The organism is Photorhabdus stackebrandtii, assembly GCF_011189495.1.
Classification (GTDB): Bacteria; Pseudomonadota; Gammaproteobacteria; order Enterobacterales; family Enterobacteriaceae; genus Photorhabdus; species Photorhabdus khanii.
Window position 1 is genome coordinate 127,944 of the sequence record NZ_PUJV01000011.1, and the last position, 19,971, is coordinate 147,914.

Genomic DNA, 19,971 nt, shown 5'->3' on the forward strand with positions numbered 1-19,971 from the left:
TTTAAATCTAATTAAATTTATGGCTATTGCGATAATCGTGGTGAGGAGGATATTATTTAAGTGATATTTTATAAAAAAAAGCAGTTAATTTTTTATTAAATAACTGGCAAAAATTCACTTTTCCGCAATGCTTAATTATATCAGGTCGTGCCTCACAAAAAACCAGTGACATAGTCAAGTTAAATATTAAATAAGTGTTATCGGGAATATATTTTTCGATGGCGGTAGCGTACCTGAGGCAATAAGAGAAGTTAAATCGTTTCAAATCGCAGGGTAACTAAGAACGGGTTTCTGATGAGGAAAACATTATGTCCATTGAACCACCGCTATATCAGGAAGGTATTGTCGTGATACATGTTGCCACGCCCGATGATTTGGTGAAGTTTGCCGATCAAGCCCTCTTCTGGAATAAAGAAACCTATGAGCAGATGAAAATTGCAGAGGTATTGTTTACGCCAGCAGGAGAAACGCCACCTGGTCTGGGTATTAAACATGTCGCTACGCCCGATGATTTGGCGAAGTTTGTCGATGAAGAATACTACTGGAATGGGAAAACCTACGAACAGATGGAAGCTGTAAGGGTGTTGTTTATACCAGCAGAAAAAATACGTGGTGTGGGTATTAAACATGTTGCCACACCTGACGATTTGGCGAAGTTTGCCGATGAAGAACTCTTCTGGAGTAAGAAGAACTACGAACAGCTAAAAGCCGCAGAGGTGCTGTTTGTACCAAGAGAGGAAATGCCTGGTTCGGGGGTTAAACATATTGCCACGCCGGATGATTCGGCAAAGTTTACCGATAAAGCGGCTAATTGGAATAAAGAGAAACATTAAGAGAGGGATAAAGCCGGAATATTGTTTATCCCGAAAGTAAAAGAATAAAACAGAGTGTGACAACGTTAACTTATCTGCCATTCTGCATTGGAGGTATTAAATGGCTCACAACAAGACATCTACATCCAGCGAGAATAATCTGTTGAATAAAGAGGAGGTTAAATCCTGGTTTAAATTATATTCCCTGCCGAAAAGTGAAAATTATACTCAATTGGTGCAAATAGCGGCAGAAGGTCGGCGTTTAGCCGGGCTGGATCCTGCTCAGCCCGATAATAATCCAGGAGCAGGATTGAATCGGGATCTGGATGAGGTGAATTTACTCTTAGTGAATCCCGGTGAAGGGGTGCATATCGGAGAAGACCGTGAAATTGCTGTCAATATTGATAAGAGCAGCGGTTTACAGTTCATTAATGGCGAATTGGGATTACGCCCCGACTTTAAATTGTCGCTGGAATTGTTTGAGAGTTTTACGCAGGAACAACAAAGAGAACTTTACCGTTGGCTGATTCATGCTGGGGAGATGGCAGCGAGTAAGGTGCAGTTGCCCGCGTTTGACTTGCCGGCCAACGCTAACAATAAAAACCTTGGCGCTGTTGTCAGTGTCAGCGGCGATGGGAAAACTATCGCGCTTAGTGGGGCAGAGGCTAAGGAACCTGTATATCTATTTTCTTATACCGATAACGGTTGGCAGCAGCAATTCGCTGATTACGTCAGTGGTTATGGCGGCAGAGCGCTAAGTCTGAATCGAAATGGTAATGTTCTCGCGGTGGGTATTGATAACCGAAACAGTGATGGTGGGCATGGTTCAGTGTTCGTTTATCACAGATTGGCAAATGGCACGTGGGAAAAATCGGCCAAACTTTGGCTTAGTGAGGCGAACGTTCAGCAGCATTTCGGTTGTTCTGTGAGCCTGAGCGCGGATGGCACACTATTAGCGGTAGGCTCTTATGGCTGGAGATCGGGTTTATTGACTAACTGCGGCGCAGTGTATCTTTATCAGTATGACGGGAAGAAATGGTCACAGCTTGGTGAGCGTTTGACCTTAGCTTCTCCGGCACAGGGCGATATGTTTGGCGGCAAACTGAGCTTGAGTGCGGATGGTTCAACCTTGGCAGTGGCGGCAACGGGGCGTAATGGTAATGGTGAAGTGACGATATTTCATCGTCACGGGGAATACTGGCAGCCGCAACCGCCACTCAATTCGCTGACTTCTCCTTCACTCGACAGCAATGACGGCTTTGGTGCCAGTCTCAGCTTAAGCGATAGCGGCGATATTCTGGCGGTGGGATGCCCGGGAGAGAAGAACAATGTTGGTGCGGTCTATTTGTACCAGCGTCATCGTAATGGATGGCAAGTTATAGGGATACTGAGAGAAGCGGTGACTGCCGGGGAAAGGTTTGGCAGCGAGTTGTCTCTGAGTAGTGACGGCCAGATACTGGTGGTGTCAACACCTGTTGGTAAAAATGACACAGGTGTGCAAACCGGTGCGGTATGGTGGTTTAGCTATCAGGATGAACAATGGATTATGCAGGGCAAATTACTGGAGCTGGATGGGGAATTAAACCATAAATTTGGTGCCGGCGTTTGTCTCAGTGGTGATGGCAATACGTTGGCGATTGGTGCCAGTGGCTGGAAGAGTGGAGAAGGGAAAGTTTACCTTTACGATTAGCTAAATGAGGAAAAAACGATGGCGAAAGAGATAACAGATGAAACGGTTAGCCAGCTTAGTACCCACTTCGCCCCTGGAAAGATCCCGACTGAGGCGGCATTTTATTCACTGATTGATTGGGCCACGTTGTGGCGACAGCTTTTTGGTTGGCAGGATGGTGATCAAGCTTATCATCCGGGAATTGGGTTGCAGGTTATCGACAACCGTTTGGCAGTTAAGACTGGTGATGGCATTGCGTTGGAACCGAAGGGGCTTGCGTTAAGGCTACAGCCCAATGGGGGATTGATGTTGGATAAATCTGGGGCGTTGTCAGTGGATGGTACTGTAGCGGTTTCAGCACAAGCTTTTAAATTGCTTCCTGAGGAGACGAGGGAACAAATTGCCAAGTTGTTATTGAATGCTGAGACAGAAGGCAGAAAACAGCGAACAGAAAACAGATGACGGTGACTGTCTAATACGGCTTTTGAGGAAATATTATGACTGATAAAGAAATTAGTACTGTTGACTCATTGAAAGCGAGTTTTAAGTCTGGTGTTCGGCTGATGCCGGAAGCATTTTCCCACTTGATTGATGAGGCATATAAGGTATATGAAATCATTGATGGCGCTCAGGGTGATGTCCCAACCGCAGGGCTGAAACGAGATGACAAAGGAAAACTGACCCTCAACACCCAGCATTCTGGCGGGTTAAACTCTAATCAAGGTGCTTTGGCTCTATCGCTGAAGCCAGAAGGTGGACTCTCTTTTGATGGGGGAGGGTATCTGAAATTGGATGCCGCTCGGCAGATTCAGTTTGCGGATTTTTTCAGTTTATCGAGGCGGGAGCGGATGGAGATCACGCAGTTGTTGGGTTTGAAACGCACCATGATGACGCGTATTGTTTCTACCCCCCCTAAGAAGAATGAATCCTTTGGCGGGTCTGTTAGCATGAATGCTGCGGGAGACTGTTTAGCGGTTGGGATGGGTAATAAAGTCTGTGTATATACGCGCCGGAAGAGTGGTGAGTGGAGTACAAGCACGCCTATTGTGCTTGAGCCTATTCATAATGAATATTATAGCTCTTTATTTAATGTCAGTCTGGATGCAGCGGGAGATTGCCTGGCGTTGGGAAATAGAGCGCCCGCTGATGGCGGAAAGATGGTTGGTGTATATACGCGCACGAATGGCGTCTGGGATGTAAGAAAGCCCATTTGGTTTCCGGCTCCGGGCGCCAGTGAATTATTTGGTGTGAATGTCAGCTTGAACGCAGCAGGAGACTGTCTGGTGGCTGGGGGCATATACCACTCTACGTTCCATATGTTTACACGCACGAACGGGATCTGGGATAGAGAAAATCCCATTAAGTTTCCGGTCCCTTCGAATTCTTATGAGTTTGGCTGGATTGCTCGCCTGAGTGCTGCGGGAAACTGTCTGGCGGTGCATTGCCACGATAGTTACGAGCTAAGAGGCATGATTTATGTGTATACACGCACGAATGGGATCTGGGATAGTGAAAACCCCATTAAGTTCGAGGCCCCTGAAGATAGCTCACGTGGTCTTAGCAGGGCTTTTAGCCTGAATGCAGAGGGAGATCGCCTGGCGGTGGGGGCGGATGATAATTTGAAGGTTTATCTGTATACGCGCACGAATGGGATCTGGGATAAAGAAAATCCCGTTAGGTTTTCGGCTCCTGGCGGCGTAACGTATTTTGGCAGCGCTATCGAACTGAATGGTGTAGGAAATCGTCTGGTAGTGTGGGCGGCTTCCAGTGTGTATGTGTATACCTGTCTGAATAATAAGTGGAATATGGAAACACCTAGCGAGATTTTGGACCCTTCAGGTCCTCCAGACTATTTCAAGGGTCTTGGTAAGGTTGCCTGCCTGAATAAGGCGGGGACGAGTTTGGCAGTTGGCGCAACGTCAGAAAGTGTTGATTCTAAATCCAAAGCCGGTGCAGTTTATGTTTTTGAGAATATCAAATGATAGTCTAATCTAGGATAGCCCCATTTTTTGTATATATTACAAGGAAATGGGACTACCACAATGGGTGGTAATGTACTGACGCAGTGTGCGGCTAATGGTCGGTAAACTATATAAGTAAGCCGCTGAAATTTCTGTCAAACTCAGTAGATTCAATATTGTTTGAAAAAATAGTCGATAATATCCTGTTCAAATTCAAAGGCATCACGTCGTTCCGCAAGGTAGCTTTTTAGTACGGTGAGTGAACGCAGGCTTTCGCGTAGTTGGATTTCGTTTTCTATATTTTGCCGCAATTTTTTGCAGTGTTCGCGGAGGTTATTTTCTGTTTCCTTCGATGTTTTACCTCCCAGTGTGCGCCAAATCATGCCCGGTAACGAATCAGATTTTTTTAGCTGATTAAACTCATTGGCTAGTATATCTATACGTGCTTTTAGCAACTTATTGATATTATATATATCCCGACTGTGAAAACTGAAAGTTGGATCAATGTACTTGTAGTACATGTTTATTATCGTCCAGACATCATTATCTTTCTTGGCTGTTGATAACTGTACCATCAGCTGGTTTTTTTCCTTTTTTTTATCCAAATCCTGTTCACGATCCGGGTGTAATACCTTGGCTATTTTTCTATACATTTGGCTCACTTCCTGCGATTTAAATAAATCATCCAGTTTTTTCTGGTCTTCTTCCGCAGGGGCGAAATCATCGGTGCCTTCTGCATCATATTCATCGTAGAAATGTTCTGATTCCCGTTGAAAATGTTGTTCTAAGGTGGCACGCATTTTCTCAGGACTTTTCATCATATCAAGTAATTCTTCATCAGATATTTCTTCATTAAAATCAAAATATTCATCCAGCGTCTGCCGGATATCAGCCATCTGTTCTGATGTCGGAATTTCCCCTTCTTTCAACGCATGAAGATTGGAAAAATGATCGGTCAACTTATTGAGATCAAGGTTTTCGTTAAAGGGGTAAGCACATAACTCAGCAAGTTCTTCTTCTATCCAGCAAAATAATTCTCCCCGTTGGTTTTTCCCCAGCGATTTTTTATCGGCAAATGAAAGCAACCGTGCGGTCTTATCATATTTAGACTGTATATATTGATGCTCTACCGGCAAAACCTCCTGTTGAAAGCGCATGAACAACGTGTCCTGCTCCTGTTGTAGCTTGGCGATCTTCAATTGGTATTTTTCGATGGACTTCCAGTAAGTTTTGAATTGTTGCTGAGGCGTTTTTGGTATCTGTTGTCCGCTCGATTTTCTTTTTTTTAGTTGCTTGTGCATCAATATGTTATTCCCAATATAGATCAATGAAAGAACAATATTCTCGTTGTTAATCAGTCAGACTGACTTTTGATAATCATCAACCACTGTTGAAGATTAAAAATGATGTTGTCAATACCCGTTGTCGTTTATCCCCTATTCTGCAATATATTTTTGTAACACGCAAAACATTATCGTTGTGCAATTGTTATATTGGCTTACAAGTGGTGATTTTTACTCATCTTTTCTTTCCTGATTGCAACAACAGTTTCACAATATATTCGTCTGAATTATTTATGCCTGAGGACACAGTGAGCAGCTACGAAGATCGGGTTGAATAAGAAGGCGGCGGTGCTTATAAATACGATCAAAACAATAAAAAACCGCACTACCGCGATGGGCGGTAATGCGTTGAATCAAACCTGGACTTTATGGCCGGAAAGCATGGAATGACGAGTGGCCTGACCGTCTGAACCATAAAGAGAGGGACTGTGGTGGCTTTTTAGAAAAGCGATAGCTTTGCTATTTAGCTCAAGATGCTGGGTTAATAACAGACCATTATGGGCGTTTAAATCACGAACCTGGGTAATTGCTTTGCCGATCTGTTGCCACAATGTGGCAAACACAGGCTGCTTATCGTAAGGCGCGATGGTCTTTAATTCTTTGCTTAAATTAAGACGCTGCTGTTCTGAATGGCCAAGCGCGGATAACAGAAAGCTTTTCCGTTCTGTTACCCGGTGTAAATCTCGTGCTTCAATAAAACCCTCGCACAGAATGCGCTGTTCTTCCGCCATTATTTGGGTCAGCGAGGTTAAATAGGTAACTTGCTGTTCGAGTAATTGTTGAAGTTCTTCCATAGCGGGTTTAACTACTTTTTATAATACGGAAAGTTTTCGGCGGCTTCTCTGAGCAGAGCGTCTGCGATTTTACCGCTGTTCATTTTTAAGGTTCCCTGAGCGACGGCTTCTTTCAGCTTTTGCACCTTTTGGATGTTGATATCCTGGCTGCTTGGCTGAACCAGTTTTGTTTGTGCTTCGCTCAGTTTTACTTGTGCATCACTGCTTTTTAACGTAACGCCGGAGGTTTTTCGGGTGCCCTGGGCGCTTTCATTAGTAGGTCGCTGTTGAACAGCAGCGATAGCTAATAAGGGTTGAGTGCGTTCGATACTCATAATCATTATCCTTTATGGCCAGGCATAGGTTCACCTATGGATCGGAGCAGGTTACATGCCATTTGCATACCTGCAAATCATGCTCTGCTGGTTATATCGGCACAGTAAAAGAAAACTTTAGCAACTTATAACATGATTTTTACACTGCCGTTTTCTAATGCCTGGCCGGTTATAACCTGCCCTGAATTCATTCGAACCCTGACTTTATCAGAAGTTGCCGCGTTATTAATAGCTTTCCCTTCATTGCGAATCTGAAAACCCTTGCCCTGCACAATCACCCCCACATTCTGACCTGCCCGTACAGCCCACGGGCGACGTAACATGTTGCGAGTAATTGCCTGCCCTGCCGGAATGTTGCGTATAGCAACACTGTTTTTTATTTCATTTTTGTTAACAATCAGATCGTTCGGTAGTTTTTCCAGCAATCCGCTTCTTATCTGAAAATCTTTCTCTGATAAAACATCATTACGGGAGAGTGCTCGGCGGGTAACCCAATAATGTCCGGTAACGCTGACAGCGACCTGAATAAATTTGCGTTTTTGATGACAAACGATAGGTAAAGAGATATTTCCCCAGTTTTGACCACCAACAGCGGGGTGAATTTTCGGTGATTCACACTGAGGCCATTGTCGTTCCGGTGTTCTGATTTCAACAGAAACTTTTTGATGATTATCCCTGTGTATCTGCTGAAAATAATGCGTTATAGCCTGGGGCAGATTATTTCCCCATGCCATCGGAGTCATAAAGAAAAACGCGAATAGCCCGATAATCTTTATAGCTTGCATCTTCTCGCTCTCATTATTCTGTCAATAAAGTAGATAAATCCGCGGCTGTTGGGTGGCGCACAGTGTACCTGCATTGAATATCGGTCAATGGGATAAATAGCAATTCAATTAGCGTCTATTCATCCGATAGGCTTTTTCTTCTGCGTTTATTCTGTTTACTGCGAATTTCGCGATCGCGAACTGCGCTATTAAGGTTCATAACACAGGTACGTCACATCAAGAGGGAGGAATATGCTCGATAAATTAGATGCAGCCTTTCATTTTCAGCAGGAAGCTTTGTCATTGCGATCACGGCGACAGGAAATATTGTCCGCGAATATCGCCAATGCGGATACTCCAGGATACCAGGCGCGGGATATTGATTTCGCCACACAACTGAAAAAAACCATTGCGCACGGCCGGGTCACCGGAAACGGGATCGGGCTGACGCTGACATCGGATCGGCATATTCCAATTCAGCCTCAGAAGAGAATGGAGATGGACTTGCTGTATCGGGTGCCTTATCAGGCGGCGATGGATGGCAACACAGTGGATATGGATATGGAACGCGGTAATTTTATGGATAACAGCCTGAAATATCAGGCTGAACTGACAGCGACCAGCTCCCAGGTTAAAAGCATGATAGCAGTCTTACAGCAAGGATAAAGGCCATGTCTTTACTCAGTGTTTTTGATATTGCCGGTTCGGCATTATCAGCTCAATCCCAACGATTAAATGTCAGTGCCAGCAATATGGCGAATGTCGATAGCGTTTCGGGGCCTGATGGTCAGCCATATCGGGCGAAACAGGTGGTTTTTCGTGTCGCTGCTCCGGCAGGGCAGGAAACAGGCGGTGTCCGGGTCAGTGAAATTGTTGATGATCCCACCCCTTTCCGCCTTGAGTATCAGCCAGGTCACCCATTGGCCGATGAAAAAGGCTATGTGCGTATGCCAAACGTTGATGTGGTCGGGGAAATGATCAACACCATTTCGGCTTCCCGCAGCTATCAAGCTAACGTTGAGGTGTTGAATACAACCAAATCGATCATGTTAAAAACATTAACGTTAGGTCAGTAACAGGAGCGACTCATGGGAATATCGAGTTTAATGAATGAATTGCTGGATAACACCACTGTTGGGGAGTTGGCATCGTCCAGCAATACAAAGAAGAACAGCAAAGAGCTGAACAGCAACTTTATGCAACTGCTGATTGCACAAATAAGAAACCAAGATCCAACTAACCCGATGCAGAACAATGAGTTGACATCCCATTTGGCGCAGATTAACACGCTAGAAGGGATCGAAAAGTTGAATACCACGCTGGGGTCTATTGTCGGTCAAATTAATAATAGCCAGTCGTTACAGGCATCAGCTTTGATTGGTCGGGGCGTTATGATCCCCGGAGATACTATTCTGGTGGGGTCTAGCGAGGAAGGGGGGATCAGTACCACACCATTTGGTATTGAGTTGGAAAGACCGGCGGATAGTGTGAAAGTGACCATTACGGATAAACAAGGGGCTGTGGTACGCCAAATTGATATCGGTTCGTTGGACGCGGGGGCCCATAACTTTACCTGGAATGGTACAAAAGAAGATGGCACTACAGCTGCAGATGGCGCTTATGAAATTACCATTGCAGCCAGTTATAAAGGTGAGCAGAGAGTGTTTCAGCCACTGATGTTCGCTGTTGTGAAGGGCGTTACCCGTGACACGGACGGAGCTAAGTTAGATTTAGGGCGGTTTGGTACCGTCACGATGGATCAGGTACGTCAGATTCTTTAACAAACAAGCATTTTAACGGAGAGTAATATGGCTTTTTCACAAGCAGTGAGTGGTTTGAATGCAGCGTCAGCTAATCTGGATGTTATAGGTAATAATATCGCTAATGCAGCGACATATGGCTTTAAATCCAGTACTGCTGCTTTTGCTGACATCTTTGCTGGCTCTCAGGTGGGTCTGGGGGTAAAAATGTCGGGTATTAACCAGAACTTTAAAGATGGTACGCCAACTACCACCAACCGCCCTCTCGACCTGGCAATCACGCAAAGTGGTTTTTTCCGTATGCAAGATAATAATGGCGGGATCTTCTACTCCCGTAACGGCCAGTTCAAAATGGACGAGAACCGTAACATTATCAACATGCAAGGCATGAAGCTGACAGGCTATCCAGCAGTGAGTATCAATGGGGGGGTACCACAGGTTCAGAAGGGCGCTAACCCGGTAGCGATTACTGTATCTCAGGATATGTTGTTGGCTAAAGCGACAACCGCGGTGACTATGCAAGTGAACCTTAATTCGATGCATAAAGTACCAACGGAAGCTTTCTCGCCAGACAAGCCAGACTCTTATAACTACCCTAACACGATCACGGTTTTCGACAGTCTGGGCAACCCGCATGGTATTAACGTTTTCTTTGTAAAAACAAATGATAATGAATGGCAAGTTTATGCGCGGGATGGGGATGTGGCCGGTGCTAAAGAAGCTTCACTTGGAACCTTGAAATTTGATGGTAACGGTAGAGTCATTGGTAATGATAACCAGTTCACGTTTAACGTTCCTTCGCTGAATGGTTCTTTGGCTTCGGATATTACTATTAATTTTAATAACAGCCGGCAACAAAAAATTGATGCTGACAGCGTAACCAAACCCACCCAGAACGGTTATGCCGCTGGTCAGTTTAGTGGCTACCGTATTGAGGATGATGGTCGTGTCATCGGTACCTACTCCAATCAGCAATCTCAGCTGCTTGGTCAGATTGTACTGACTAACTTTGCTAACCCGGAAGGGCTGGCAGCGCAGGGTGACAACGTGTGGTCAGAAACCGGTGCTTCAGGTAGCCCGGTGGTGGGGACTGCGAACTCTGGCAGTTTTGGTAAATTGCTCAGTGGTACATTGGAATCATCCAACGTTGATATGGGTCAGGAACTGGTCAATATGATCGTGACACAGCGCAACTATCAATCCAATGCCCAGACCATTAAAACTCAGGATCAGATCCTGCAAACTCTGGTCAGTTTGCGTTGATAGTTTCAGGATAGCATTATGGATCATGTCATCTATACCGCAATGGGCGGTGCTCGTCAGACACTGGAACATCAGGCAGTGACGGCGAATAATCTGGCAAATGCGTCAACGCCGGGTTTTAAGGCACAACTGGCTGCATTGCGAGCGGTTCCTGTTGAAGGGGCTGCCTATAACACCCGCACTTTGGTTGTGGCTTCAACACCGGGCGTTGACCATCGTCAGGGGCCGATGAACTATACCGCGCGTCCGCTGGATGTGGCGATTGGGCAAGGAGGATATCTGGCGGTTCAGCTTGAAGATGGTTCTGAGGCTTATACGCGTAACGGCAGCATTCAGATTTCAGCGGAAGGTCAGTTAACTGTCCAAGGTAACTTGTTGATGAGTGATAATGGCCCGATAGAGGTTCCTCCGCACGCTGAATTAACCCTGGCAGCTGATGGTTCGCTATCTGCACTGGTTCCCGGTGATCCGCCAACACTATTAGGGCAACTTGGTCGATTGAAAATGGTAAAACCAGAGAGCAATCAACTTGTCCGTGGTGATGATGGTCTCTTCCATATGACTGAACAGGCACAAGCGTTACAGGGTGATGTCTTACCTGCCAGCGATGAGGTGAAATTAATGCCCGGTACTCTTGAAGGAAGTAACGTCAACCCGATGGAAAGTATGATGAGTATGATTGCCAACGCCCGTCGTTTTGAAATGCAGATGAAAGTCATTCATAGCTCAGATGAAAATGCACAACGTGCTAATCAACTGTTATCAATGAGTTGATTTAGATACAGAGGATAAAATCGATGATCCGATCATTATGGATTGCTAAAACAGGGTTGGATGCCCAGCAAACCAATATGGATGTGATTGCCAATAATCTGGCAAACGTCAGCACCAATGGTTTTAAACGCCAGCGTGCCGTTTTTGAAGATCTGCTTTACCAGACCATTCGTCAACCAGGAGCGATGACATCGGAACAAACCCGCTTACCTTCTGGTTTACAGATAGGTACCGGGGTGCGTCCGGTAGCAACAGAACGTATACATAGTCAGGGAAACTTATCTGAAACTAATAACAGTCATAATGTTGCCATTAGAGGGAAGGGTTTCTTTCAGGTTCAGCTACCTGATGGTACCAGTGCTTACACTCGCGACGGCTCATTTCAGGAAGATCCAAATGGGCAGTTGACTACCGCTAGTGGTTTTTTGATATTCCCTACCATTACCATTCCTGATAACGCGACGGATATCGCCATTAGCCGTGATGGTGTTGTCAGTGTGAAAATACTGGGGCAATCGGCACTTCAGCAAGTTGGGCAACTTACCCTGACAACCTTTATCAATGACAGCGGGTTGGAAAGTATGGGTGAAAACCTTTATCTGGAGACCAACAGCTCTGGAGTACCGGCTGAAAATACACCAGGAATAAATGGCGCTGGATTGCTCATACATAAATATGTAGAAACATCTAACGTCAATGTGGCTGAAGAATTGGTCAACATGATTCAGACGCAGCGGGCTTATGAAATAAACAGTAAGGCTGTGTCGACTTCTGATCAGATGCTGCAAAAACTGACTCAGTTGTAACCTAATCATCAATCAGAACCACGGGGGAACGCGATTTCCCCGTTATTCAGAGATAAATTAAGAGTATCGAAGATGGATACAATGGCTGTGGCCGGGATTAGCGTTGTTTGTCATACCCGCAATTTACGGAAAAATGTGACCAATAAATGGCGTTGCAGTATAGCACTGGCGATATTGTCACTTACGGGCTGTGCTTATATCCCGCAAAAACCGCTGGTTGGGGGGGCCACAACCGCAGCACCTTCTGCTGCAACCGCGCCAGTACCTAATGGCGCCATTTTTCAGGTAGTGCAGCCTGTTTATTATGGTTATCAGCCGTTATTTGAAGATCGCCGCCCCCGAAATATTGGCGATACCCTGACGATTACCTTGCAGGAAAATGTCAGCGCCAGTAAAAGTTCTTCCGCCAATGCCAGCCGTAACGGGAAAACGACGTTTTCCGCCGCACTGACACCCCGTTTCCTGAAAGGGTTAATGGGTGGAGATAAAACCGATCTGGAAATGGAGGGTGAGAATACTTTCGGCGGGAAAGGGGGGGCTAATGCCAATAACACGTTCAGAGGTACGATTACCGTGACGGTTGATCAGTTACTGGCAAACGGCAACTTACATGTTATCGGTGAAAAGCAGATTGCCATCAATCAAGGGACAGAATTTATCCGTTTCTCCGGTGTGGTTAACCCACGGACTATCAATGCCAATAATACCGTCAGCTCCAATCAGGTCGCTGATGCCCGCATCGAATATGTGGGTAATGGTTATATCAATGAAGCGCAGAACATGGGTTGGTTACAGCGTTTCTTCTTGAATGTTTCACCGTTTTAAAAGGGGATGGTTATGATAAAACAATTCGCTGTCAGCCTTCTTCTTGTATTGCTGACTCTGATAACAACGACCGCATCGGCGGAACGTATCCGTGATCTCACTACGGTTCAGGGAGTGCGGGAAAATGCGTTGATTGGTTATGGATTGGTTGTTGGATTGGATGGGACCGGTGACCAGACCACACAGACGCCATTTACCACTCAGAGTTTAAGCAATATGTTATCCCAGTTGGGGATTACGGTTCCTCCAGGAACCAATATGCAGTTGAAAAACGTGGCTGCTGTGATGGTAACGGCAAAATTACCGCCATTTGGCCGTGCCGGACAGAATATTGATGTGGTGGTTTCTTCTCTGGGCAATGCCAAAAGCTTGCGTGGCGGTACTTTGCTGATGACACCACTAAAAGGCATTGATAATCAGATATACGCTCTGGCTCAGGGCAATATTCTGGTTGGTGGCGCGGGTGCCAGTTCTGGTGGCAGCAGTGTGAAAGTGAATCAGCTGGCGGGGGGCCGGATTAGTAACGGTGCGGTTATTGAGCGTGAGTTGCCAACACAATTTGGTGAGAATGGCATACTTAATTTGCAGTTAAATAACGAAGATTTCTCCCTGGCACAGCAAATCAGCGACGTGATCAATCGTATGCGCGGAGCGGGGACAGCAACGCCGCTGGATGCTCGCACGGTGCAATTACGTATGCCGAAGGATAAGAGCGAGCAGGTTAAATTCCTTTCTCATGTGCAGAACCTGACTATCCGTGTTGATGCGGGTGACGCCAAAGTGATTATTAACTCCCGCACCGGCTCGGTGGTGATGAATCGTAATGTTATGCTGGATAGTTGTGCCGTTGCTCAGGGAAATCTTTCTGTCACTGTTGATAATCAGGTTGTTGTTAATCAGCCAAATACCCCATTAGCAGGTGGCGCGACCGTTGTCACCCGTAATCCCAGTGTGGCTGTCCGTGAACAGGGAGGGGCATTGCAGAAGGTTAATGCCAGTGCGAGTTTGAATAGTGTTATTCAGGCACTGAATGCATTGGGTGCTACACCGAATGATTTAATGTCGATCTTACAGGCAATGGAAAGTGCGGGTTGTCTGCGGGCAAAACTGGAGATCATCTGATGAGTGATTTTTCAACCCTGTCCGGCGCTGCTTATGACGTACAATCGGTTAACGCGCTGAAATCCAGTTTGGCGAAAGATTCACAACAAGGGCTACGGCAGGTAGCCCAACAAATGGAAGGCATCTTTGTTGAGATGATGCTGAAAAGTATGCGTTCGGCGCTGCCTAAAGATGGCATGCTGAGCAGTGAACAGACACGTCTTTATACTTCGATGTACGATCAGCAAATTGCCCAGAATCTGTCTCAGAAGGGGCTGGGTTTTGCCGATATGATGCTAAAACAGCTTTCTAACGCCAATACCGCGCCTAGTGAAATGGCGGGGAAAATGCCCATGACACTGGATAGCGACGTTTTGCAAACATTGCCAAGACAGGCGCTTGAGCAATTTATCCGCCGGACGGTGCCGAAACCTGCGGCAGCACCTAAGCCTCTCCCCCTGAACAGTACCAACTTTGTTTCTACGCTCTCTATTCCCGCTCAAATAGCTAGCCAACGCAGTGGTATTCCTCATTTGCTGATTATCGCTCAGGCTGCGCTGGAGTCGGGCTGGGGGCAAAGGGAAATCCTGACTGCCGACGGTAAGCCAAGCCATAATTTGTTTGGTATTAAAGCGGGTAAAGGCTGGAAAGGGCCGGTAACCAATATCTTGACTACGGAATATATTAACGGCGAACCACAGAAAATGAAGGATAACTTCCGTGTGTATGATTCTTACGTAGAAGCGATTACCGATTACGTCAAGTTACTGACAGAAAGCCCCCGTTACGCCAACGTTGCCAGTTCAGTTACGCCGGAGCAGGGGGCTTATTCTCTGCAACAGGCGGGCTATGCAACCGATCCCGGCTATGCGAAAAAACTGGTTTCTGTTATTCAACAGCTGAAAGGTGCAGGAGAACAGGCGGTAAAAGCGTATACCCACGATTTGAGTAAACTGTTCTGATCCACATTTTGCTCAAGTTTTATTGAGTTCAGCCGATAAATTATAACAGTTCAGACACTGTTTTTACCTATCTGAAGGGTTGTTTGCCGCCACCAGCGCAGACATAACTAAAACGCAAAAGGATCTACTGATGTCCAACAGTCTTATTAATATCGCGATGAGTGGCCTTCAGGCTGCTCAGATTGCTCTGGGAACAGTGAGTAATAACGTCACAAACGCCCGTGTTCCCGGTTATAACCGGCAATCAACAGTTATAAATCAAAATGGTGGTACGATGACATCCATTGGTTTTATGGGAAATGGTGTTACTGTCACCAGTATTAACCGTCAATATAATGAATTCATTAATAATCAGCTTTCTGCCTCTCAGGCGAAACAAGGTGCATTGACCACATATTCCCAGCAAATTTCCCAGATTGATAATTTGCTGGCAGATAAAGCGAATAGTCTTTCAAACACCATTGATGACTTCTTTACCAGTTTAAGAAATGTCATCAGTAATGCTGAGGATGACGCAGCCAGAACAACAACTATCGGTAACGCAAAGGGGCTGGTAAACCAGTTGAAAAGTACGGATACCTTCCTGCGTAATATGGAAAACAACATCAATAAGGGCATAACGGATAGTGTTGATTCTATCAATAACTATGCTGAGCAAATAGCCAAACTGAATGGTGAAATTACCCGAATGCGAGGTGGCAGCAGTGCTGAACCAAACTCGTTACTGGATCAGCGGGATCAATTGGTCAATCAGCTGAATAAGCTGGTTGGTGTGAGCGTGACTCAGCAGGATGGCGGTTCTTATAATGTGACTTTTGCGGGTGGATTGACTCTGGTTCAGGGGACAACCGCATATAAAGTAGAGGCTGTTTCATCCAATGCGAATAGTAACCGCATCACGCTGGGTTATGATCGTGGTTTTGGTGATGTAGTTGAGATTAATGAAAAATTCATTAATCAAGGTGAATTAAGTGGCACATTACGGGCGCGTAGTGAAGTACTGGATAATTCCCGTAATCAGCTAAACCAATTAGCCTTAGTGTTGGGCGATCAATTTAATCAGGTTCACCGTTCTGGTTTTGATTTGAAAGGTAAACAGGGTCAGGATTTCTTCACATTTAATAACCCGGATGTTATTTCCAATAGCAAAAATAAAGGTTCTGCCGATTTTAAAGTGGAATATGCAGATACCTCGGTAGTAAAAGCCAGTGATTACCATATCAGCTACGACGGCGCTAATTGGAAAATACAACGTGCCTCTGATAAAGTAGATATTTCTGCCAAAGTGACGGGTAATACACTGGAATTTGATGGACTGAAAGTTGAAATTAATTCAACCAATGCACAAGCAAATGACCAATACACACTAAAAGCGGTCAGTGGTGTTATTGGCGGCATGGAAGTTAATGTTAAAGACGCGTCACAATTTGCTGCTGCCGGTACGAAAGACTCCGGGCCAAGTGATAACGTCAATGTAAAAAAACTCGCTGAATTGCAGAGCAAAAAACTGGTCGATGGTAAAGCCTCATTTTCCGGCGCTTATGCTTCGATGGTCAGTACGATTGGTAACCAGACCAACACTGCCAATGTTGATTTAAAAACTCAGAACAATATTACTAAGCAGCTTTATGCTGAACAGCAAGCTGTTTCTGGTGTCAATATGGATGAAGAGTACGGCGCGTTGCAGAGTTTGCAGCAATATTATCTGGCGAACGCACAAGTGATCCAGACCGCCTCAACGCTGTTTAATGCCATTTTAGATCTCCGTCACTGATAAACGTGGCACTTATTAAAAATAGCCTGAGGGTAGCGAGATATCCTGGGCATTTAGCTGAATATTTGAAAGGAGTGATATTATGCGTGTAAGTACCAATATATTGTACGACCAGAAAATGATTGGTATCACTTTGGCCCAGTCAAAATGGATGCAGCAGGGAGCACAGCTCTCCAGTGGTCAAAGAGTGATAAACCCATCAGATGATCCTATGGCCGCGTCTCAGGGCGTGATGGTTGCTCAGGCTGAATCTCAGAATCAGCAATATATGATGGCCCGTTCATCTGCCAGGAACGCGATTTCTATGCAATTAGGCGTCGTATCCAAAGCCGTTGGTGTCGTACAAAATGTTAGTGGAAGCCTTGTCGCCACAGTAAACGGTGTATTGAGTGATGAAGACCGTAACTCGCTGGCTACCCAACTGGAAGGTTTTAAAGAACAACTGGTTAATCTGGGTAATTCGACCGATGGTAATGGCCGCTATATTTTTTCCGGCTATAAAACGGATGTAAAACCTTTTGATGAGAGTAAAAGCGGTGTAGTCAGTTACAACGGTGGCTATGAGGAAATGACTCAGAAAGTGGATAGCAACCGTTCTATGATTATCGGGCATACCGGGGAGCAGGTATTTCTCTCTTCTACCAGTAACCCGGTAAAAGAGCCGGATGGCAGCCCCAGTGAATCTGATATATTCAAAACTATCGACATGGCGATTCGGTCATTAAGAACGCCACTCCAAGGGGCAGACCAAGAAACCCGTGATGATGCGCTGGAATTGTTGAATAAGGCAAACCGTGGTGCCCGCAATACGCTGAATAATATTTCTTCTGTGGAATCAGTACTTGGTTTGCAACTGAGAGAAATTGAAGAATTAGACAGTTTGGGCGCAGAACGTAGCCTGGCAAATAAAAGCCGTTTGAGTGAACTGGTCGATGTGGAATGGAACTCGACGATTTCTAATTATTATCAGCAACAAGCTGCGCTTCAGGCATCATATAAGACATTTACCGATATGAAAGGCATGTCGTTGTTTGAAATATATCGTTAATTCTGTTTTCCTGCTTATCTCTTATTAAATAATCGCTGGTTTAAGCCAGCGATTATTTTCAATGGAATTGATTTTCTAATTGAAACCTATTAACTATTTCGGGTGTTGATTATATTTTACAAAAGATCCTGATTACTATTTGATGAGCATAGTAACTTCAGCCTCTGCGTGTTGAATATTGCTGAGATTGATGGCTATAACTTTATAGAAGTAAATAGGATTATTAGGTGTTAAAATCTCTTTACTTTCGTCGGGTAGGATATCTATAGAATTATACAGATTATAATTTCCGAATGGGGATGCCCAATAGTTTTCCGCTCTAATTGGCGCTGGTCCTTTGTTTTTTATAATGAAATTAGGCTCATTCCCGGAAGGGACTAATATATTTCCATTAGTATAAATATCAAAGGATTGATTAGGGTTTATTATTATAAGTTGTGTTTTCATATTATTTTTTCCTTATTGTTTTGGTTGTTTGTCTGCATATGATGCAGGTGGTCTTATTTTATTAATTTAACTTAACACTTCTTCTTGGTAATTAAATATTGAAATTTGTCAGTGAATTAAAATAAATAGGATAAATTAATTTATTGTGCTTAAGTTCCAATTCAATAGATGGAGAGAATAATGAAATAGCATGAATCCATAAAATGGTCCTAACCTCAAGGCGTCGAAGCTTGGAATACAATGAGATACATGTAGAAGTATTTAAAAATAGTGCGCAATGCACTTATTTTTACTTTTGAGTTTTATTTTTGAATATAATGCGAAAATATTATTAGCCAGCTAAGTCGATGTTTTTAATTGTAACTTATTAAATATATTAGAATTTTTTGTTAATATCTTGCACGAATTCCTATTTTTTCTAGAAGAAAATCTTGTTATTTCTAAAAAATAAGTCGATTTTTCCTTCCCTTTTCTATTCTCCCATTCGTATGTTAATTAACCAAGCCAATAGCTGTTGATAATTTTGGGCTGTAGGAATGGTAAACGCCCGATCAAAGTAGGGCAGAGAAAAGCTGGGATGATTAACCTGCCGGTAAAACACGTTCGGTAATCATTGAGTCAATGAAGGTGAGATTATGGTTATTTTAAGCGATTTCTTTCATTTCCTGAGCGTTTATCTTGCTCAGTTAGGGGGAATGTAATGGCGGATTCAGGACTGGTTTTTACCCTCACCGTAGGTAATCTCCCGGAGCAAACTTTTGCTGTGGTTGAATTTACCCTGAATGAAGCGCTGTCAACATTATTCTGCCTGGAAGCCACGTTAACCAGCGCTGATCCGGATATTGACTTTGCTGATGTGTTGGATAATTCCGCTACATTGACCGTTTATCGCGACGGGCAACCGGAGCGCAGTGTCACCGGGATGGTGACTCAGTTTGAACAAAGCACAACAGGTCGCCATCGCAGTCATTATTCCCTGACACTTCATCCGGGTTTATGGCGTGCGGGATTACGGGTGAATTCCCGCATTTTTCAGCGCCAATCCGTGACCGATATTGTCGAAAAATTGCTGAAAGAAAATGGTGTCAGGAACTTCGCGTGTAACCTGCGTTATGAACATCCTGAACGGGAATTTTGTGTTCAGTATGATGAAAGCGACCTGATGTTTCTCCAGCGCTTATTGGCGGATGAAGGGATATCTTATTACTTTGTGTTCACCCCGGAGCCAGGTGAACCGTTAGTGGCTTTTTTTGATTCTCATCGAATAAATGGTAACCATTCACTGCCTTACCATCCCGGATGGGATGAGACAGGAAGCCAATGCTGTATCAATCAATTTCGCTGGCGTGAACAGGTCGGCATTGCGCGTGTTGCTTTGCGCGATCGGACCTTTAAAAATCCCGTTTGGGCCGCCGAGTATTTCTATCATGAACGTCAGCTTCACCATCAACGCTCAGATCTGCACAGCTACCGTTACTACGATTTTCCCGGGCGCTATAAAGACGGGACGGGACAGCGGATCAGTCAATATCGTCTGGAAGCCCTCCGCCGTGA

General features: G+C 44.8%; 21 protein-coding genes. 16 read left to right on the forward strand and 5 right to left on the reverse strand.

From position 1 onward, the window contains the following. Positions 1-308: 308 nt before the first annotated feature. From C5470_RS11745 to C5470_RS11760, 4 genes are all read left to right on the forward strand, one after another. Positions 309-833 carry a hypothetical protein gene (locus tag C5470_RS11745; protein WP_166289100.1) on the forward strand — a complete coding sequence of 175 codons (525 nt, stop codon included), beginning with the start codon at positions 309-311 and terminating at the stop codon, positions 831-833. A 100-nt stretch (positions 834-933) separates the two neighbouring features. Beyond that, complete coding sequence (locus C5470_RS11750) at positions 934-2,502, forward strand: Kelch repeat-containing protein (RefSeq protein ID WP_166289103.1); 1,569 nt, start codon at positions 934-936, stop codon at positions 2,500-2,502. An 18-nt stretch (positions 2,503-2,520) separates the two neighbouring features. Next, positions 2,521-2,943 carry a hypothetical protein gene (locus C5470_RS11755; protein ID WP_036848994.1) on the forward strand — a complete coding sequence of 141 codons (423 nt, stop codon included), beginning with the start codon at positions 2,521-2,523 and terminating at the stop codon, positions 2,941-2,943. Between the two features lie 32 nt (positions 2,944-2,975). Beyond that, the gene (locus C5470_RS11760; protein ID WP_166289160.1) at positions 2,976-4,463 is read left to right on the forward strand and encodes a hypothetical protein; all 1,488 of its coding nucleotides are present in this window, start codon (positions 2,976-2,978) and stop codon (positions 4,461-4,463) included. Positions 4,464-4,612: 149 nt separating this feature from the next. On the opposite strand, the gene C5470_RS11765 is transcribed toward C5470_RS11760, so the two are convergent. From C5470_RS11765 to flgA, 4 genes are all read right to left on the reverse strand, one after another. After that, positions 4,613-5,743: a hypothetical protein gene (locus tag C5470_RS11765; RefSeq protein WP_166289106.1), complete on the reverse strand. Its 1,131-nt coding sequence runs from the start codon at positions 5,741-5,743 to the stop codon at positions 4,613-4,615. A 395-nt stretch (positions 5,744-6,138) separates the two neighbouring features. Continuing rightward, positions 6,139-6,579: a flagella synthesis protein FlgN gene (locus C5470_RS11770; protein WP_166289109.1), complete on the reverse strand. Its 441-nt coding sequence runs from the start codon at positions 6,577-6,579 to the stop codon at positions 6,139-6,141. 11 nt (positions 6,580-6,590) lie between these two features. Then, positions 6,591-6,893, reverse strand: coding sequence for a flagellar biosynthesis anti-sigma factor FlgM (gene flgM, locus C5470_RS11775; RefSeq protein ID WP_046976502.1), 303 nt, complete (start codon positions 6,891-6,893; stop codon positions 6,591-6,593). 125 nt (positions 6,894-7,018) lie between these two features. Continuing rightward, a complete protein-coding gene (gene flgA / locus C5470_RS11780; protein WP_166289112.1) occupies positions 7,019-7,678 on the reverse strand; it encodes a flagellar basal body P-ring formation chaperone FlgA in 660 nt (219 codons plus the stop codon). Between the two features lie 231 nt (positions 7,679-7,909). Between flgA and flgB the strand changes: the two genes are divergently transcribed. From flgB to flgL, 11 genes are all read left to right on the forward strand, one after another. Next, positions 7,910-8,323: a flagellar basal body rod protein FlgB gene (gene flgB / locus C5470_RS11785; RefSeq protein WP_166289115.1), complete on the forward strand. Its 414-nt coding sequence runs from the start codon at positions 7,910-7,912 to the stop codon at positions 8,321-8,323. Between the two features lie 5 nt (positions 8,324-8,328). Then, positions 8,329-8,733, forward strand: a complete 405-nt coding sequence (flgC, locus tag C5470_RS11790; RefSeq protein WP_166289118.1) for a flagellar basal body rod protein FlgC — start codon at positions 8,329-8,331, stop codon at positions 8,731-8,733. Between the two features lie 12 nt (positions 8,734-8,745). Further along, entirely contained in the window at positions 8,746-9,438 is a 693-nt protein-coding gene (gene flgD / locus C5470_RS11795) for a flagellar hook assembly protein FlgD (RefSeq protein ID WP_166289121.1), read from the forward strand. Positions 9,439-9,465: 27 nt separating this feature from the next. Next, positions 9,466-10,680, forward strand: a complete 1,215-nt coding sequence (flgE, locus tag C5470_RS11800; RefSeq protein WP_166289124.1) for a flagellar hook protein FlgE — start codon at positions 9,466-9,468, stop codon at positions 10,678-10,680. 18 nt (positions 10,681-10,698) lie between these two features. Next, a complete protein-coding gene (locus C5470_RS11805; RefSeq protein WP_166289127.1) occupies positions 10,699-11,454 on the forward strand; it encodes a flagellar basal body rod protein FlgF in 756 nt (251 codons plus the stop codon). A gap of 23 nt (positions 11,455-11,477) precedes the next feature. Beyond that, positions 11,478-12,260 (forward strand): flagellar basal-body rod protein FlgG, encoded by a 783-nt coding sequence (gene flgG / locus C5470_RS11810; protein ID WP_036849017.1) that lies wholly within the window; start codon positions 11,478-11,480, stop codon positions 12,258-12,260. 72 nt (positions 12,261-12,332) lie between these two features. Then, positions 12,333-13,085: a flagellar basal body L-ring protein FlgH gene (locus C5470_RS11815; protein ID WP_036849019.1), complete on the forward strand. Its 753-nt coding sequence runs from the start codon at positions 12,333-12,335 to the stop codon at positions 13,083-13,085. A gap of 12 nt (positions 13,086-13,097) precedes the next feature. Beyond that, positions 13,098-14,207, forward strand: coding sequence for a flagellar basal body P-ring protein FlgI (locus tag C5470_RS11820; protein ID WP_166289130.1), 1,110 nt, complete (start codon positions 13,098-13,100; stop codon positions 14,205-14,207). Then, positions 14,207-15,148, forward strand: coding sequence for a flagellar assembly peptidoglycan hydrolase FlgJ (gene flgJ / locus C5470_RS11825; RefSeq protein ID WP_166289133.1), 942 nt, complete (start codon positions 14,207-14,209; stop codon positions 15,146-15,148). Before C5470_RS11820 ends, flgJ begins: the two co-directional genes overlap by 1 nt. A gap of 130 nt (positions 15,149-15,278) precedes the next feature. After that, positions 15,279-16,922 (forward strand): flagellar hook-associated protein FlgK, encoded by a 1,644-nt coding sequence (gene flgK / locus C5470_RS11830; protein WP_166289136.1) that lies wholly within the window; start codon positions 15,279-15,281, stop codon positions 16,920-16,922. Positions 16,923-17,004: 82 nt separating this feature from the next. After that, a complete protein-coding gene (gene flgL, locus C5470_RS11835) occupies positions 17,005-17,970 on the forward strand; it encodes a flagellar hook-associated protein FlgL (protein WP_166289139.1) in 966 nt (321 codons plus the stop codon). Between the two features lie 135 nt (positions 17,971-18,105). Here the strand turns inward: flgL and C5470_RS11840 are convergent, their stop codons facing one another. Then, the gene (locus tag C5470_RS11840) at positions 18,106-18,417 is read right to left on the reverse strand and encodes a hypothetical protein (protein ID WP_166289142.1); all 312 of its coding nucleotides are present in this window, start codon (positions 18,415-18,417) and stop codon (positions 18,106-18,108) included. A gap of 700 nt (positions 18,418-19,117) precedes the next feature. On the opposite strand from C5470_RS11840, the gene tssI reads away from it, so the two are divergent. Next, positions 19,118-19,971: type VI secretion system tip protein TssI/VgrG (tssI, locus tag C5470_RS11845; RefSeq protein ID WP_166289145.1), on the forward strand; the 854-nt coding region annotated here is incomplete at its 3' end.

What these genes read in the sequence shown, in the direction of transcription:
- C5470_RS11815 (WP_036849019.1), top strand. Translation starts at nt 12,333, where the DNA reads ATGGATACAATGGCTGTGGCCGGGATTAGCGTTGTTTGTCATACCCGC.
- C5470_RS11820 (WP_166289130.1), top strand. Translation starts at nt 13,098, where the DNA reads ATGATAAAACAATTCGCTGTCAGCCTTCTTCTTGTATTGCTGACTCTG.
- flgE (WP_166289124.1), top strand. Translation starts at nt 9,466, where the DNA reads ATGGCTTTTTCACAAGCAGTGAGTGGTTTGAATGCAGCGTCAGCTAAT.
- C5470_RS11770 (WP_166289109.1), bottom strand. Translation starts at nt 6,579, where the DNA reads ATGGAAGAACTTCAACAATTACTCGAACAGCAAGTTACCTATTTAACC.
- flgL (WP_166289139.1), top strand. Translation starts at nt 17,005, where the DNA reads ATGCGTGTAAGTACCAATATATTGTACGACCAGAAAATGATTGGTATC.
- flgJ (WP_166289133.1), top strand. Translation starts at nt 14,207, where the DNA reads ATGAGTGATTTTTCAACCCTGTCCGGCGCTGCTTATGACGTACAATCG.
- C5470_RS11840 (WP_166289142.1), bottom strand. Translation starts at nt 18,417, where the DNA reads ATGAAAACACAACTTATAATAATAAACCCTAATCAATCCTTTGATATT.
- flgA (WP_166289112.1), bottom strand. Translation starts at nt 7,678, where the DNA reads ATGCAAGCTATAAAGATTATCGGGCTATTCGCGTTTTTCTTTATGACT.
- C5470_RS11765 (WP_166289106.1), bottom strand. Translation starts at nt 5,743, where the DNA reads ATGCACAAGCAACTAAAAAAAAGAAAATCGAGCGGACAACAGATACCA.
- C5470_RS11745 (WP_166289100.1), top strand. Translation starts at nt 309, where the DNA reads ATGTCCATTGAACCACCGCTATATCAGGAAGGTATTGTCGTGATACAT.
- flgK (WP_166289136.1), top strand. Translation starts at nt 15,279, where the DNA reads ATGTCCAACAGTCTTATTAATATCGCGATGAGTGGCCTTCAGGCTGCT.
- C5470_RS11755 (WP_036848994.1), top strand. Translation starts at nt 2,521, where the DNA reads ATGGCGAAAGAGATAACAGATGAAACGGTTAGCCAGCTTAGTACCCAC.
- flgM (WP_046976502.1), bottom strand. Translation starts at nt 6,893, where the DNA reads ATGAGTATCGAACGCACTCAACCCTTATTAGCTATCGCTGCTGTTCAA.
- flgB (WP_166289115.1), top strand. Translation starts at nt 7,910, where the DNA reads ATGCTCGATAAATTAGATGCAGCCTTTCATTTTCAGCAGGAAGCTTTG.
- flgC (WP_166289118.1), top strand. Translation starts at nt 8,329, where the DNA reads ATGTCTTTACTCAGTGTTTTTGATATTGCCGGTTCGGCATTATCAGCT.
- flgD (WP_166289121.1), top strand. Translation starts at nt 8,746, where the DNA reads ATGGGAATATCGAGTTTAATGAATGAATTGCTGGATAACACCACTGTT.
- flgG (WP_036849017.1), top strand. Translation starts at nt 11,478, where the DNA reads ATGATCCGATCATTATGGATTGCTAAAACAGGGTTGGATGCCCAGCAA.
- C5470_RS11750 (WP_166289103.1), top strand. Translation starts at nt 934, where the DNA reads ATGGCTCACAACAAGACATCTACATCCAGCGAGAATAATCTGTTGAAT.
- C5470_RS11805 (WP_166289127.1), top strand. Translation starts at nt 10,699, where the DNA reads ATGGATCATGTCATCTATACCGCAATGGGCGGTGCTCGTCAGACACTG.